Annotated in this window: 13 protein-coding genes and 1 other RNA gene; 5 read left to right on the top strand and 9 right to left on the bottom strand. The window is 61.9% G+C overall.

Annotation, left to right across the window (positions count from 1 at the left end):
• Positions 1-12: 12 nt before the first annotated feature.
• The 6 genes from ACFWYE_RS24485 to ACFWYE_RS24460 all read right to left on the bottom strand — a co-directional run bounded on the left by ACFWYE_RS24485 (position 13) and on the right by ACFWYE_RS24460 (position 8461).
• Complete coding sequence (locus tag ACFWYE_RS24485; RefSeq protein ID WP_379065010.1) at positions 13-1644, bottom strand: ABC transporter ATP-binding protein; 1632 nt, start codon at positions 1642-1644, stop codon at positions 13-15.
• Entirely contained in the window at positions 1641-2786 is a 1146-nt protein-coding gene (locus ACFWYE_RS24480; RefSeq protein WP_379114846.1) for an ABC transporter permease, read from the bottom strand. The genes ACFWYE_RS24485 and ACFWYE_RS24480 overlap by 4 nt, the downstream gene beginning before the upstream one ends.
• A complete protein-coding gene (locus ACFWYE_RS24475; RefSeq protein ID WP_379065006.1) occupies positions 2786-3892 on the bottom strand; it encodes a microcin C ABC transporter permease YejB in 1107 nt (368 codons plus the stop codon). Before ACFWYE_RS24475 ends, ACFWYE_RS24480 begins: the two co-directional genes overlap by 1 nt.
• A gap of 63 nt (positions 3893-3955) precedes the next feature.
• On the bottom strand, positions 3956-5815 hold the full coding sequence (locus ACFWYE_RS24470; RefSeq protein WP_379114845.1) for an extracellular solute-binding protein: 1860 nt from the start codon (positions 5813-5815) through the stop codon (positions 3956-3958).
• Positions 5815-7677, bottom strand: a complete 1863-nt coding sequence (locus ACFWYE_RS24465) for an ABC transporter substrate-binding protein (RefSeq protein ID WP_379114907.1) — start codon at positions 7675-7677, stop codon at positions 5815-5817. The genes ACFWYE_RS24470 and ACFWYE_RS24465 overlap by 1 nt, the downstream gene beginning before the upstream one ends.
• Before the next feature lie 175 nt (positions 7678-7852).
• Positions 7853-8461, bottom strand: coding sequence for a c-type cytochrome (locus ACFWYE_RS24460; RefSeq protein WP_379114844.1), 609 nt, complete (start codon positions 8459-8461; stop codon positions 7853-7855).
• A 188-nt stretch (positions 8462-8649) separates the two neighbouring features.
• Between ACFWYE_RS24460 and ACFWYE_RS24455 the strand changes: the two genes are divergently transcribed.
• Both ACFWYE_RS24455 and ACFWYE_RS24450 read left to right on the top strand, forming a co-directional pair.
• Positions 8650-9378: a 3-deoxy-manno-octulosonate cytidylyltransferase gene (locus ACFWYE_RS24455; protein WP_379114843.1), complete on the top strand. Its 729-nt coding sequence runs from the start codon at positions 8650-8652 to the stop codon at positions 9376-9378.
• A 17-nt stretch (positions 9379-9395) separates the two neighbouring features.
• Positions 9396-10262 (top strand): prephenate dehydratase, encoded by an 867-nt coding sequence (locus ACFWYE_RS24450; protein WP_379064998.1) that lies wholly within the window; start codon positions 9396-9398, stop codon positions 10260-10262.
• 90 nt (positions 10263-10352) lie between these two features.
• On the opposite strand, the gene ACFWYE_RS24445 is transcribed toward ACFWYE_RS24450, so the two are convergent.
• From ACFWYE_RS24445 to ACFWYE_RS24435, 3 genes are all read right to left on the bottom strand, one after another.
• Positions 10353-10754 carry a RidA family protein gene (locus ACFWYE_RS24445; protein ID WP_379114842.1) on the bottom strand — a complete coding sequence of 134 codons (402 nt, stop codon included), beginning with the start codon at positions 10752-10754 and terminating at the stop codon, positions 10353-10355.
• A gap of 95 nt (positions 10755-10849) precedes the next feature.
• Positions 10850-11797: an NAD(+) diphosphatase gene (nudC, locus tag ACFWYE_RS24440; RefSeq protein WP_379114840.1), complete on the bottom strand. Its 948-nt coding sequence runs from the start codon at positions 11795-11797 to the stop codon at positions 10850-10852.
• A gap of 36 nt (positions 11798-11833) precedes the next feature.
• Positions 11834-12253 (bottom strand): HIT domain-containing protein, encoded by a 420-nt coding sequence (locus ACFWYE_RS24435; RefSeq protein WP_379064992.1) that lies wholly within the window; start codon positions 12251-12253, stop codon positions 11834-11836.
• A gap of 148 nt (positions 12254-12401) precedes the next feature.
• On the opposite strand from ACFWYE_RS24435, the gene ffs reads away from it, so the two are divergent.
• The 3 genes from ffs to ACFWYE_RS24420 all read left to right on the top strand — a co-directional run bounded on the left by ffs (position 12402) and on the right by ACFWYE_RS24420 (position 14753).
• Positions 12402-12498: signal recognition particle sRNA small type (gene ffs, locus ACFWYE_RS24430), an RNA gene on the top strand.
• Positions 12499-12604: 106 nt separating this feature from the next.
• The gene (locus ACFWYE_RS24425) at positions 12605-14416 is read left to right on the top strand and encodes a DNA polymerase III subunit gamma/tau (protein ID WP_379064990.1); all 1812 of its coding nucleotides are present in this window, start codon (positions 12605-12607) and stop codon (positions 14414-14416) included.
• A 13-nt stretch (positions 14417-14429) separates the two neighbouring features.
• A complete protein-coding gene (locus tag ACFWYE_RS24420) occupies positions 14430-14753 on the top strand; it encodes a YbaB/EbfC family nucleoid-associated protein (RefSeq protein WP_054311855.1) in 324 nt (107 codons plus the stop codon).
• Positions 14754-14894: the final 141 nt, after the last annotated feature.

The following is a 14894-nucleotide window of genomic DNA, read 5'->3' as shown; positions in this document are numbered from 1 at the left end:
GTTATGGAGCCGCTACTCGCTGACGGCGCCGAGCGGCGCTGTCTCGATGCGGAAAGCGGCCGAGATCAAGGCCCGAGTATACTCGGTCTGCGGCCGCTCGAAAATTTGTTCGGATGGTCCAGCCTCGACGACCTTGCCGTTGCGCATGACGATGACGTCATTGGCAAGGGCCCGTATCACCTTGAGGTCGTGGCTGATGAACAGATAGGCCAGATTGTGCCTGGACTGCAGGTTTCGCAGCAGGTCCACTACCTGTGCCTGCACGCTCATGTCGAGCGCGGAGGTCGGCTCGTCCAGCATGACGAAACGGGGCTTCAGCACCATGGCGCGCGCGATCGCCACACGTTGACGCTGGCCGCCCGAGAATTCGTGCGGATAACGGAAGCGGGTGGAAGGATCGAGCCCGACTTCGGTCAGGACGTCGACGACACGCTGGTCGCGCTCGTCGGCCGTCAGCTTCGGCTCATGGATCTTCAGCCCTTCCTCGATGATCTCGGCGATCGACATGCGCGGGCTGAGCGATCCGAACGGATCCTGGAAGACGATCTGCAACTCGCTGCGAAGCGGCCGCATGGCGCTGAAGGAGAGTTTGTTGATGTCGCGCCCGTCGAACTGGATCGCACCCGTCGAAGAGATCATGCGCGACAGCGCCAGACCCAGTGTCGTTTTGCCGGAACCGGATTCGCCGACGACGCCCAGCGTCTGGCCGGCACGCACGGTCACGTCGATGCCGTCCACGGCCTTCACGTGGTCGACCACGCGACGGAAGAAGCCCTGCTTGATCGGGAACCAGACCTTGATGTCGTCGCCGCGCATCACGGCCTTGGCATTCGCATCGGCGGCCGGCGGCCGGCCCTTCGGCTCGGCGGCAAGCAGGTGGCGCGTATAGGCATGTTGCGGGTTGGCGAAGATCTCCTTGGTGGGACCGGTCTCGACGATCTTGCCCTTGGTCATCACGCAGACCCGGTCGGCGATCTTGCGCACGATGCCGAGGTCATGGGTGATGAACAGCATCGACATGCCGTTCTTCGTCTTGAGCTTGGCCAGCAGTTCCAGGATCTGTGCCTGAACCGTCACGTCGAGTGCGGTGGTCGGCTCGTCGGCGATCAGCAGCTCGGGTTCGTTCGCCAGCGCCATGGCGATCATGACGCGCTGGCGTTGGCCGCCGGACAACTGGTGCGGATAGGCGTCGAGCCGCTTTTCCGGTTCCCGGATACCGACTTCGTTGAGCAGTTCGATCGTGCGCTTGCGTGCCTGCGCCTCGCCCATGCCCTGGTGGAGCCGCAGGATTTCGCCGATCTGCCGCTCGATCGTGTGCAGCGGGTTCAGCGATGTCATCGGCTCCTGGAAGATCATGGTGATCTTGTTGCCGCGCACGCTGCGCAGCTGCCGCTCGTCGAGCTTGAGCAGGTCCTGGCCGCCGAACAGGATCTGGCCCGAAGGATGGCTTGCCGGCGGATAGGGCAGGAGCTTGAGCACGGAAAGCGCCGAGACCGACTTGCCGGAGCCGGATTCGCCGACCAGCGCCACCGTCTCGCCCTTGGCGATATCGAAGGAGATATGGTCGACGGCGGTCGAGACCTTGCCGCCCTGCAGGAAGGCAACCGAAAGATCGCGGACGGAGAGAAGAGGCGTCTCGCTCACTTGAAGGTCTTCCTCGGATCGAAGGCGTCGCGGGTGGCTTCGCCGATGAAGATCAGCAGCGACAGCATCACCGAAATGACGACGAAGCCGGACAGGCCGAGCCAGGGTGCGTTGAGGTTGCGCTGCCCCTGTTTCAGCAATTCGCCGAGCGAAGCCGAGCCGGGCGGCAGGCCGAAACCGAGGAAGTCGAGCGACGTCAGCGTCGAGATCGACCCGTTCAGGATGAACGGCAGGAAGGTCAGCGTCGCCACCATCGCGTTGGGCAACAGGTGGCGGAAGATGATCGTGCCGTTCGGCACACCAAGGGCGCGGGCCGCGTTGACATATTCGAAGTTGCGGGCGCGCAGGAACTCCGCCCGCACCACACCGACGAAGGCGACCCAGGAAAACAGCAGCATCAGCCCGAGCAGGATGAAGAAGCCTGGTGGCAGCACGGCGGCGACGATGAGCAGCAGATAAAGCACCGGGATCGCCGACCAGATTTCGATGAAACGCTGGAACAGCAGGTCGGTCCAGCCGCCGAAATAGCCCTGGATCGCGCCAGCGGAAACCCCTATCAGCGCCGAACCCAGCGTCAGGATCAGGCCGAACAGCACGGAAATGCGAAAGCCGTAGATGACGCGTGCCAGCACGTCACGCGCCTGGTCATCGGTGCCCAGCCAGTTCCAGTTGCCGACGATGCAGTCGGGGTCGGCCGTTTTCTGCGGATATTGCGCGCAGCGCTTTTCGGCATCGTACATCCAGGAAGGCTTGGATGGGGCCGGCTCCGGCACGGCGTTGTTGACCGAGCGGAAGGAATAGCGGATCGGCGGCCAGATCATCCAGCCATTGGCATTGATCTCGTCGCGGATCACCGGGTCGCGATAGTCGGTGACAGCGTAGAAACCACCGAATTTCTCTTCCGGATAGGCGACGAGCACCGGGAACAGGATCTCGCCCTTGTAGGAAGCGATGATCGGCTTGTCGTTGGCGATGAATTCGGACCCCAGCGACAGCACGAAAAGCACCAGGAAGATCCACAACGACCAGTAGCCGCGGCGATTGGCCTTGAAATTGGCCCAACGGCGCTGGTTGAGCGGCGAAACTCTCGGTCGTCCGACAGGTGCTGCATCGGCGACAGGATTGCCTGCGACATCCGCCATCACACATCTCTCCGCTCGAAGTCGATGCGCGGATCGATCCAGGTGTAGGTAAGGTCGGAGATCAGGCTGACGAACAGGCCGATCAGCGACATGATGTAGAGATTGGCGAACACGACGGGATAGTCGCGGTCGACCACCGACTTGAAGCCCAGCAGGCCAAGTCCGTCGAGCGAGAAGATGTTCTCGATCAGCAGCGAGCCGGAGAAGAAGGCCGAGATGAACGCGCCGGGGAAACCGGCGATGACGATCAGCATCGCGTTGCGGAAGACGTGGCCGTACAGCACCTGCCGTTCGGACAGGCCCTTGGCACGCGCCGTCACCACATACTGCTTGCGGATCTCTTCCAGGAAGGAGTTCTTGGTCAGCAGGGTCGAGGTGGCGAAGGCCGACAGCACCATGGCCGTCAGCGGCAGTGCAAGGTGCCAGAAATAGTCGAGGATGCGCTGCGGCCAGGACAGCTGGTCCCAGTTGTCGGACGTCAGGCCACGCAGCGGAAACCAGTCCCAGAACGAGCCGCCGGCGAACAGGATCATCAGCAGGATGCCGAATAGGAAGCCGGGAATGGCGTAGCCGATGATGACGATGGCGCTGGTCCAGGTGTCGAAGGAGGAACCGTCCTTCACCGCCTTGCGGATACCGAGCGGGATCGAGATCAGGTAGGAAAGCAGCGTGATCCACAGGCCGATCGAGATCGAAACCGGCATCTTTTCCAGGATCAGGTTCACCACCGAAATGTCGCGGAAGTAGCTGTCGCCGAAGTCGAAGCGCGCATAGTTCCACAGCATAAGCCCAAAGCGCTCGAGCGGCGGCTTGTCGAAGCCGAACTGCTTCTCCAGCTTGGCGATGAATTCGGGATCGAGCCCCTGCGCGCCACGGTATTTGGAGTTGACGTTGCCGGCCGGATCGAAGTTGTTGCCGCCGGCGAGATCGTTGCCGCCACCGCCACCGAGGCGGTCAGAGGCACTGCCGCCCTGGTTGGTCAGCTTGGCGATGACCTGTTCGACCGGACCGCCGGGCGCGAACTGCACCACCACGAAGGAGATCGCCATGATGCCGAACAGCGTCGGGATCATCAGAAGCAGCCGGCGAAGGATATAGGCACCCATCAGGCCACGCCTTCCGGGAGGCAGAGGAGTCGATGCTTATGATGTCGGATGCCACGCACCCTGTCAGGCCTTGCCAATCTTTGCCGCCTTGTCCTTGTCGAACCACCACAGCGATTCAACCGGGAAGGCATAATCGGGCTTCGGCTCCTTGAAGCCGAACATGTCCCAGAATGCGACCCAGTGATTCGCGTTGTGATAGTTTGGAATCCAGTCGTGCCGCGCGCGCAAGACCCGGTCGAGCGCGCGCATGGCCGTAACCAGGCTTTTCCGGTCCTTGGCAGCGCCGACGGCGTCGACCAGCGTGTCGATCGCTGGATCGGAGATGCCGGCATAGTTGCGGGTTCCCGGCATCGCCGCGCTGCGCGAATGGAAGAACTGTTCCATTTCGTCCTGCGTCGGTGACGGTGAGAACAGGAATGCTGCGATGACGAGATCGAAGTCGTATTCCGAGAGACGCCGCTGATATTGCGGCGTGTCGACGATGCGAGAGGTGGCGTCGATGCCGACGGCGCGCATGTTCTCGACGAAAGGCGAAAATCGCTGCGACAGCGTCTCTTCGTCGCTCAGCATTTCCAGTGTCAGTCTTTCGCCCTTGTCATTCTCGACGAAGGAACCGTTGCGTTTCCAGCCGGCGTCGGCGAGCAGTTTCGAGGCCTTGCCGAGCATCTTGCGATCGCGGCCCGAGCCGTCGGACACCGGTTGCAGGACGGCTTCGCCGAAAGCTTCTTCCGGAATCTTGCCGCGCAGCGGTTCGAGCAACGCGAGTTCCTCGGCGCCTGGCTGGCCGTCGGCTCGGAAGTCCGAAAGTTCGAACAACGATTGGGAGCGATTGTAGAGATCGTAGAAGAAGTTGCGCTTTGCCCATTCGAAATCGAAGCAGAGCCCGATTGCCTGCCGCACCCTGGCGTCGTTGAAGCGGTCGCGGCGGTGGTTGAGCGCCATCGCCTGCATACGCGGGCGCTTTTCGGTCGGGAATTCGCGCTTGATGACCCTGCCTTCTTTGACCGATGGAAAATCATAGTCGAGTGCCCAGCTGCGCGAGACCGATTCTTCCCGGTAGAAGGTGTCGCCTTTCTTGAGGGCTTCGAAATTGGCCCGGCGGTCGAGGTAGAAGTCGATGCGCAGGCGATCGAAGTTGTTCTGGCCGCGATTGACGTTGAGATCGCGTGCCCAATAGTCGGCAACGCGCTCATACTCGATGGTCTGGCCGGGAGAAACGCGCCCGACCTTGTAGGCGCCGGAGCCGAGCAGCGGGCGCATGCCGCCCTTGAAGCCGTTGGCTTCGATATCGGCCTTGGACAGGATAGGAAAGCCGATGACCGACAGGACGAGCCGCTCGCTCTGCTTGCCGTCGAAGACAAGCCGCAACGTCTGCTTGTCGTCGGCAACGGCATCGGCAAGACGGGCCAGCGGAATGGAAAAATCCGGAGCGCCGTCACTTTTCAGAAGCTTGTAGGAAAAGGCGGCGTCTTCGGCAGTCAGCGGCGAACCGTCATGGAACCGCGCCTCTGGTCGCAGCTTGAAGGTGAAGCTGTTGCGGTCGGGCGCGATCGTCACGGTTTCCGCGACCAGCCCGTACATCGAATCAGGCTCGTCCAGCGCGGACGCCATCAATGCGTCGAAGCACATGTCCATGCGTGGCGGGGAGTCGCCCTTCAGGATGAAGGAATTCAGCGTGTTGAAGGTCTGGGGGTTCTGGTTGAACACCCAGGTGAAAGGCGCGAAATTAAACGTGCCGCCCTTGGGGGCGTCCGGATTCACATAGTCGAAATGCGTGAAACCGGCCGGGTATTTCAGGTCGCCGAAGGCAGACAGTCCGTGCAGCGGTGCTTCGGTCGGGCTGTTCGCAAAGACCCGACTTGGCAGAAGCGCAACGGCTGCAGTGGCTGCCCCCAATGCCAGCACGTCGCGGCGGGTTGCCATCAATTGAGGCCTTTGTATTTGGCGGCCAGCGCCTTTTCCTTGTCGACATCGATCCACCAGGAATCGGTGTCCGGCCCAAGATAGGTCGGCTGCTTGTCGGGGATGCCGAACTTGTTCCAGTAAGCCAGCCACACGTCGGGTCGCGTGAACTGTGGTACCGAGTAGTAATTCCACAACAGCACGCGGTCGAGCGCGCGTGCGGCAGCGCTGAGATCGTCACGGTCGGTCGCGAAGATGACGCGGTCGACCAGCGCATCGACGACAGGATCCTTGATGCCGGCGTAGTTGCGTGAGCCAGGTGTATCGGCGGCCTTTGACGACCAGAAGTCACGCTGCTCGTTGCCCGGGGAATCCGACTGCGGCAGCACCTGCGTGATCATGTCGTAGTCGAAATTGTTGACGCGGTTGATGTACTGGCTGCTGTCGACAAAGCGCAGCGTCGCAGTAATGCCGATCTTGCGCAGCATGTCGATATAAGGGTTCAACGTCGCCTCTGCACCTTGCCGGAAATCCAGGATCTCGAAAGCAAAAGGCTGTCCGGTCTTGGTGTTGACCATCTTGCCACCCTGGATCGCCCATCCGGCCTCCGCGAACAGGTCGACGGCCATCTTCAGGATCTTGCGTTCCGCCTGGGGATTGTCGAATGCCGGTATCGAGAATTGCTGGGTAAAGAGTTCCGGCGGCAGCTTGTCTTTGTACGGTTCGAGGATCTCCAGTTCCTTGCCTTGCGGCAGGCCGCTGGAAGCAAGATCCTTGCTGCCCATGTAGTAGCTGGTGAGGCGGGTGTTCAGGCCGAACGACATACGGTTGATGGCTTCGAAATCGTAGAGATAGGCCAGCGCCTGTCGCACATGCCGGTCCTGAAACAGTGGCCGGCGGGTGTTCATCATGAAACCCTGATAGGTGGCGCGAGAGGTGGCCTTGAACTCCTTCTTGATGACGTCACCGGCCTTGACCGCCGGGAAGTCGTACCTCGTCTTCCAGCCGCGCCCGCTGTTCTCGGCGTTGATGTCTTCCAGTCCGCCTTTGGTGAAGGCGAGCCAGGCGGCGCTGTCGTCAAGGAAATAGACATAGCGCCTGATATCGAAGTTCTCGCGGCCGATCTTCACCGGCAGCTTGGCGCCCCAGTAGTCGGGCACACGTTCCCAGACGATCTCTGTCCCCGGCTTGAAGCTTTTTATCTTGTAGGCGGCCGAGCCCAGAGGAATCTCCAGAGTCGGCTTGGTTATGTCGCGCTTGTTGCCCTTGGCGTCGGTGCCTTCCCACCAATGTTTGGGCAAGATGGCGAGGTCGCCGATGATCTTGGGCAGTTCACGATTGCCCTTCTGGTCGAAGCGGAACTCCACTTCGCGCTCACCCACCGCCACCGCCTCGGTGACGTTCGCGAAATAGCGATTGTACATCGGGCTGTTGGCCTTCAGTACGTTGAACGACCAGATCACGTCATCGACGGTGATCGGCTTGCCGTCATGCCATCTCGCCCGTGGATCGAGGCGATAGGTGGCCGACGAATAGTCGGCAGGATATTTATAGGCGTCGGCGATCAGCGGGTGGCTGACGCTGCCTTCGTCGATGGCCTGTTCCATCAACGTTTCATAGAGCAGGCCTCCGCCATACGGGACGAAGCCGGCGGCAGGCGAACCCTGCACGATATAGGAATTGAAGCTGTCGAAGGTGCCGACGACCGTCGAATTGAGCGTTCCGCCCTTCGGGGCGTCCGGGTTCACGTAGTCATAGCGCTGGAAGTTCTCGCCATATTTCGATTCGCCAATGAGCGAAGAGGTGGTGCGCCATTCATCGGCGGATGCCGCATGGATGCCGATGGCGAGGGCGGCACCTGCCGCCAGGAACTTCAATGGCATCCCGAGCCGGAAACGCTGCATTCCTCATCCTTCTGCCTGTTGACGGCATATTCGAACAGGCACTTTAGCTTATTCGCGGCCAGCGAAAACCGGCTGAAACCACCTAATTCCATGCGCGCAACAAAAAAGCCGGGTCAAACCCGGCTTTTTCGTGATTGCAGCGATTACAAATTCGTCAGTTGGCCGGCTTGGCGTCGGCTGGCGCAGCCGCTGGAGTGGCTGCAGGCGCAGCACCGGCCTCAGGCAGAGGCGCCGGGCTGTCGGACAGCGTGCGCAGATAGGCAAGCAGGTTGCCGCGGTCCTCATCCTTGGGCAGGCCGGCGAAGCCCATGGCCGTACCCTTCACGAGACCCTTCGGCGAGGTCAGGAAGTGGTTCAGGTTCTCGAACGTCCACTTGTTGTCGCCCTTGGCGAAATCCTTCATGCCGGCCGAATACGCAAAGCCTTCGTGATGGGCGACCGGGCGATTGACGATGTCCCACAGATCCGGACCGATCTTGTTGGGGCCGCCCTTCTCGCCGCTGTGGCAGGCCTGGCACTTCTTGAAAACGGTGGCACCGGCTTCGGCCTTGCCTGCCGCCAGAAGATCGGCAACCGGCGTCGCCGCCTTGGCTTCCTTGCCGCCGCCGCCGCCGGCTTCGGGTTCAGCCGCCTCGATCGTGAAGCCGGGCTTCTCGGGCTTTGGCGAGGCGAACAGCGAGTCGGATACGATACCGACCGAAAAAACCACGAACACGGTTCCGAGCAGGCCGGCCAGTACCTTGTTGACTTCGTTGGAATCCATAAACCCCAGCTCCCTTTTCCGGCAGACCGTTCCGTCCTTCCGGCTGTCGGTATCGAGACCCTCCCCGTCGAGGGGGTCAAATCGGGCGGAAACTAGGTCTTTTGCTATTCGGTTGCAACACCTATAAGGGCGCTTCCTGTGAGACCTTTTGCCACTTTTCGCCCTGCCCGTTCCGTTCCGCGCCAATCATGTCGACATTGATCCTGATTCCCGCCCGCATGGCTTCCACCCGGCTGCCCGGCAAGCCGCTTGCCGACATCGCCGGCAAGCCGATGATCGTGCATGTCGCCGCCCGCGCCGCCGAGGCCGATCTCGGCCGTGTGGCGGTCGCGACGGACACCGAGGCGGTGGCCGAAGCGGTGCGCGCGCATGGTTTCGAGGCGGTGATGACCCGCGCCGACCATCAGTCCGGCTCGGACCGTATTTTCGAGGCGCTCAGCACCTTCGATCCGAAAGGCGAGATCGAGACGATCGTCAATGTCCAGGGCGACCTGCCGACCGTCGAGCCGGCCATCATCCGTGCGGCGCTGAAGCCGTTCGAATACAAGGCCGTCGACATCGCCACGCTTGGCGTCGAGATCGTTCGCCCGGAAGAGAAGACCAACCCCAACGTGGTCAAGATCGTCGGTTCGCCACTGTCCGAGACACGGCTGCGGGCGCTTTATTTTACACGCGCAACCGCCCCCTGGGGGGACGGTCCGCTTTATCACCATGTCGGGCTCTACGCCTATCGCCGCACCGCGCTCGAACGGTTCGTGGCGCTGAAGCAGTCGGTTCTGGAGCGCCGGGAAAGCCTCGAGCAACTGCGCGCGCTGGAAGCCGGCATGCGCATCGATGCCGAAATCGTGCGCTCGGTGCCGCTCGGCGTCGACACGCCCGAGGATCTGGAACGCGCGCGCGAAATCCTGTCTCACTGACGAAGGCCTGGCCAAGAATGTCTCCTGCCCCCACCAACCGCATCTCGTTCCAGGGCGAACCCGGCGCCAATTCCGATACCGCCAGCCGCAACATGTTTCCGACGATGGAGCCGTTGCCCTGCCCGACATTCGAGGATGCCTTCAACGCCGTGGAGACCGGCAAGGCCGATCTCGCGATGATCCCGATCGAGAACACCATCGCCGGGCGCGTCGCCGACATCCATCATCTTCTGCCGGAATCGAAGCTGCACATCATCGGCGAATATTTCCTGCCGATCCATTTCCAGCTGATGGTGCTGCCAGGCGTGCAGCGCTCCGAGATCAAGACCGTGCACAGTCATATCCATGCGCTCGGCCAATGCCGGAAATACATCCGCAAGAACGGCTGGAAGCCGGTCGTGGCCGGCGACACCGCCGGTTCGGCGAAATTCGTGGCCGCCGAGAAGGATCGCACGATGGCCTCCCTGGCGCCGCGGCTGGCTGCTTCGCTCTACGGCCTCGATATCCTGGAAGAAAATGTCGAGGATACCGATTCCAACGTCACCCGCTTCGTCGTCCTGACCAAGTCGAAGCACTGGGTGCAGCGCCCCTCGCCCGACACCAGGATGATGACCACCTTCATCTTCCGCGTGCGCAACGTGCCGGCCGCGCTCTACAAGGCGATGGGCGGCTTCGCCACCAACGGTGTCAACATGACCAAGCTGGAGAGCTATCAGCTCGGCGCCTTCACCGCGACGTTGTTCTACGCCGACATCGAAGGCCATCCTGAGGATCCCGGCGTCAAGAACGCGCTCGAGGAACTGCGCTTCTTCTCCAAGGAAGTGCGCATCCTCGGCGTCTATCCGGCCAGCGATTCGCGCGAGCAGTGGAAAGTGGCGGACTAGAGCGTTTCCGTTTTTCACGGAAACGCTCTAAGTTTTTGTTTTCGTTGCATTTTTGTAACGCCAGGTGATTCCACTTGGCTACAAAATGCTCTAAGGCAATACCGCTTCCGCTTCGATCTCGATCAGCCATTCCGGCAGCGACAGGCCGGTGACGATGATCCAGGACGAAGGCGGCGGATCGGTCGGGAAGTAACGGCGCAGGGCCTCCGTGATCGGCCCCTGGTCGTCTTGGGCTGCCTGCGCGATATAGATGCGCAGCATCACGACGTGCGAAAGGTCGCCGCCGGCCTGTTTCAGCAGATAGTCGATGTTGTCGAGGGCCTTGACCGTCTGCGGACCCATCCCGCCCTCGACGGTCTTTTCATGTTCATCGACGCCGACCTGGCCGGACAGGAGCATCCTGCGCCCGCCTTCGACCACCACTGCCTGGCTGAAACCATATTGCCGGCTGTCGAACAGTCCGGCGGGGTTGAGTGTCTGGCGTCGGATCAAGGAATGCTCCTGCTTCAAGGGTAGCGACCTCCACACGGCTCCGCGTGGAAGTCGTCATATCGGAGCGAGCAGCGGCTATTTCCAGACCGCTGCGCTCAGCCTCCGCTATCCAGCCAGGCCTTGATCAGGTGATGCGCGATGGCGCCCGGCGGGGGCGTCATCAGCCCTTCCGGATGCCGCCGCTCCAGCATCAGCCGCGTCTCGTCGCGCGAAAACCAGCGGCAGTCCTCCAGTTCGCTGAGGTCGGCCTGGATGTCCTCGTTCAGCGCTTCGCCAAAACAGCCGATCATCAATGAATAGGGGAACGGCCAGGGCTGGCTGGCGTGGTAGACGACGCGGCCGAGCCGGATGCCGGCCTCTTCCAGGGTCTCGCGGCGCACCGCTGCCTCGATCGTTTCGCCAGGTTCGATGAACCCTGCGAGCGAAGAATACATGCCGGGCGCGAAATGCGGGCCGCGGCCCAACAGGCATCGCTCGCGCGAGACCGTCAGCATGATCGCCACCGGGTCGGTGCGTGGAAAATGGTCGGTGCCGCAGGCCGGGCAATGGCGCTTGTAGCCGCCGGCGCGCATTTCGGACGGATTTCCACATTTCGAGCAGAAACGATGGCTGGCATTCCAGGACAGCAGCGCGGCCCCCTGTGCCAGCGCGCCTAACGCGGCTTCGTCGATCAGCCCCTGGATATAGACCGAGCGGTGATCGATGGCCTTGATGGTTTCCGGCAGTGCTTCCGGGGCCATGGCCGCGGGCGCCGCCAGGATCGGTTGCCCCTCGGCGTATCCCAGCAGGATCGCCGCTGAAAGCGTGGTTTCGACGCCGGCGCTTTCGGCCAGGTCGAACCAGGGATCAAAGGCGCCACCATCCTTCAGCTTCAGATAGAGGCGACCGTCGCGCATCGGCAGGATGCGCGCCGCGGGATCCTTGAGCGCGATTTCCACGCAATCGTCGGAGCGATTCTCGGATTGGCGGTCGATGCGGTTGCCGGCAAAGCCGACGAATTGACTGGGCTCGCGCAAGGGTGCGTCGAACAGGCGAAAGGTCATGGAGAGACTCGGGAACTCGGCGAAGTTGTCGGCGCGTTATAGCGCCGCCTTGATCTGTTCGGCAAACCGATGGAGATCGGAACGTTTGTAGGGCTCCCGCGGCCCATGGCCCCAGACCGGCCCGGGCCAGGCCGTGTCGCCTTCGTTGCGGGCGATGACGTGGACATGCAGCTGGCGCACGATGTTGCCGAGTGCGGCAGTGTTGATCTTGGTGCACGCGGTGGCTTGCTTCAGCGCCTGCCCTACCATGTTGGCCTCGAAGGTCAGCATCGCCTGGTCCAACGGGGTGAGGTCGTGCAACTCTTCGATGCCGGGTCGCTGCGGCACCAGGATCAGCCAGGGCCAGCGGCAATCGTTCATGATGCGCAGTTCGCACAGGCCGAGCCACAGCAATTGTTCGCTGTCCGCCTCCAACCGGGCGTCCAGCGAAAATCCGGCCTTGAGGCCAGGCAGCATCGGCATTCCCCCAGAGATTTGACAGGAGGCTAAAACGGCGCCGGTTTCGTCGCAAGCCCTTCATTCTGTCTGCCCCAAGAAGCCATGGCTGTTCCGGACCCTTGCTTGACCCTTGCATTCTGGCGTCAAATTGCCGATATGGGGGTTGGGAGGTTGGTGGTGGACGATCCACTCGCCAACCGGGTCAGGTCCGGAAGGAAGCAGCCCTAACGAGCCCGGAACGGGTCATTGTTCCAGCCTCCCGCCTCTTCGCTCTTCTCCCGCGGTCCTTCTGTCGCGAACAATGATGGCGCGCAGCTTGGCGGGCGAAACTTATTTGCGGAAACAGGCTCCAGGGAGCAGTCAGGGCGGATGAGCGAAGCCGGAAACAATCCCGCACCGGAAAAGGCCCCTGGCGGTTATCGCGTCCTGGCGCGCAAATACCGGCCATCCAATTTCTCCGAACTGATCGGCCAGGAGCCGATGGTTCGGACACTCACCAACGCCTTTTCCACCGGACGTGTCGCACAGGCGTGGATGCTGACGGGTGTGCGCGGCGTCGGAAAGACAACCACCGCGCGCATCCTGGCGCGAGCGCTCAACTACAGGACTGCCGAAATCGATCGCCCTTCCGTCGATCTTTCGGTGCCCGGCGAGCATTGCCAGGCGATCATGGAAGGTCGCCACGTCGATGTCATCGAGATGGATGCCGCCTCCCATACCGGCATCGACGACATTCGCGACATCATCGATCGTGTCCGCTACGCGCCTGTCTCCGCGCGCTACAAGGTCTACATCATCGACGAGGTGCACATGCTTTCCACGCAGGCCTTCAATGGCCTGCTGAAGACGCTGGAAGAGCCGCCGCCGCATGTGAAGTTCATCTTCGCCACCACCGAGATCCGCAAGGTTCCGATCACGGTGTTGTCGCGCTGCCAGCGTTTCGACCTGCGTCGTATCGATGCCGCGATGATCAAGGCGGATCTGAAACGCATCGCCGGCCTCGAGCAGATCGAGGCCGACGACGATGCGCTTGCCATGGTCGCCCGCGCTGCCGAAGGCTCGATGCGCGACGCCCAGTCGATCTTCGACCAGGCCATTGCCCACAGTGCCGGCAATGTCACGGCGGAAGCGGTGCGCGCGATGCTCGGCCTCGCCGACCGCGCCCGCATCGTCGACCTGTTCGAACACATCATGAGAGGCGATATCGCCTCTGCACTGCAGGGGCTCAGGGCGCTCTACGATGTTGGTGCCGATCCCGCGGCCGTGCTGACCGATCTGGCCGAATTCACCCACCTCGTCACGCGCTTGCGATTCGTGCCAGGAGCGGCAGACGATGCAGCGCTCAGCGAGGATGAACGCACGCGCGGCGTCGAATTTTCGCGCACCTTGTCGGTACGGGTGCTGTCCCGTGCCTGGCAGATGCTGCTCAAGGGCATCCCGGAAGTGCAAAGTTCCAACCGCCCGGTGAGTGCCGCCGAGATGGTGCTGATTCGACTTGCCCATGCCGCCGACCTGCCGACGCTCGATGAGGCCCTGAAGTCGCTGGAGAACGGGCAGCCGGCGCCTGGCACAGCCGCGCGCGCGAATGGCGCCCCTGCTCCCGGTGGCGGAAACGGTGGCGCGGCCATGGCCACCGCATCGGTTCGCATGCCGGTCACGCCCGGCGGCGGACAGACCATGCGCCTGGTCGAGCCCGTTCAATCTCCCGCTTTCGTGCCGGCACCGGAGCCGGCACAGGAGCAGCAGTCCGTACCGGTCAAATCCCTGGCCGACATCATCGCTCTTGCCGATCAGAACCGCGACATCGCCTTCAAGGTGCAGATCAAGCGCTACGTTCGTCCGGTGAGCTTCGAGCCGGGTCGCATCGATGTGACGTTGACCGAAGACGCGCCGAAGATGCTGCTCAACGAAATGACCTCGAAGCTGCGGGCCTGGACGGGCCGCAGCTGGCTGGTGTCATTGTCGAAGGAAGAGGGCGGCCAGACGATGGCCGAGGTCGAGACGACGCGTCGCGAGATCGCCTTCTCCGACGCGCGCGCCGATCCGGCGGTGGCGGCCATTCTCGCCCGTTTTCCAGGCGCGAAGATCATCGACGTGCGCATTCCCGATGCGCCGAATGAAGAAAGCGAAGATGCCGACCAGCCGGTGGAGCCGGCTTCGGACGACGACATCGATTTTTGAGAAGGATCAGACGATGAAAGATCTGCTCGGCCTGATGGGCAAGGCAAAGGAAATGCAGGCCAAGTTCCAGTCCATGCAGGAGGAGATCGCGAATCTCGAAGCCACCGGCCAGGCCGGCGGCGGGTTGGTCAATGTGACGCTGACCGGCAAATTCGAGATGAAGGTGCTGAAGATCGATCCATCCCTCTTCAAGGAAGACGAGGTCGAAATCCTGGAAGACCTTATTTTGGCCGCCCACAACGACGCCAAGGTCAAGGTCGAACAGATCATGCAGGAAAAAACCAAGGCTTTGACTGCCGGTTTGCCTCTGCCGCCCGGCATGAAGCTGCCATTTTAATTCGAAGGAATAAGTATTTCTGAAGGAAGCAAGAGAAATCGCTTAGAATATCAGGTGTGTTTCTCTTGCTCCTTTTTTGTTACAGGATGAAATATTGCGTTATATCCTGGGCTTAACCACTCGGTAACGACTTCGTTAAAT

This window comes from Mesorhizobium sp. NPDC059025, from assembly GCF_042739655.1.
Lineage (GTDB): Bacteria > Pseudomonadota > Alphaproteobacteria > Rhizobiales > Rhizobiaceae > Mesorhizobium.
The sequence above is the reverse complement of the archived record's forward strand: the minus strand, read 5'-3'. Positions and strand labels throughout refer to the sequence as shown.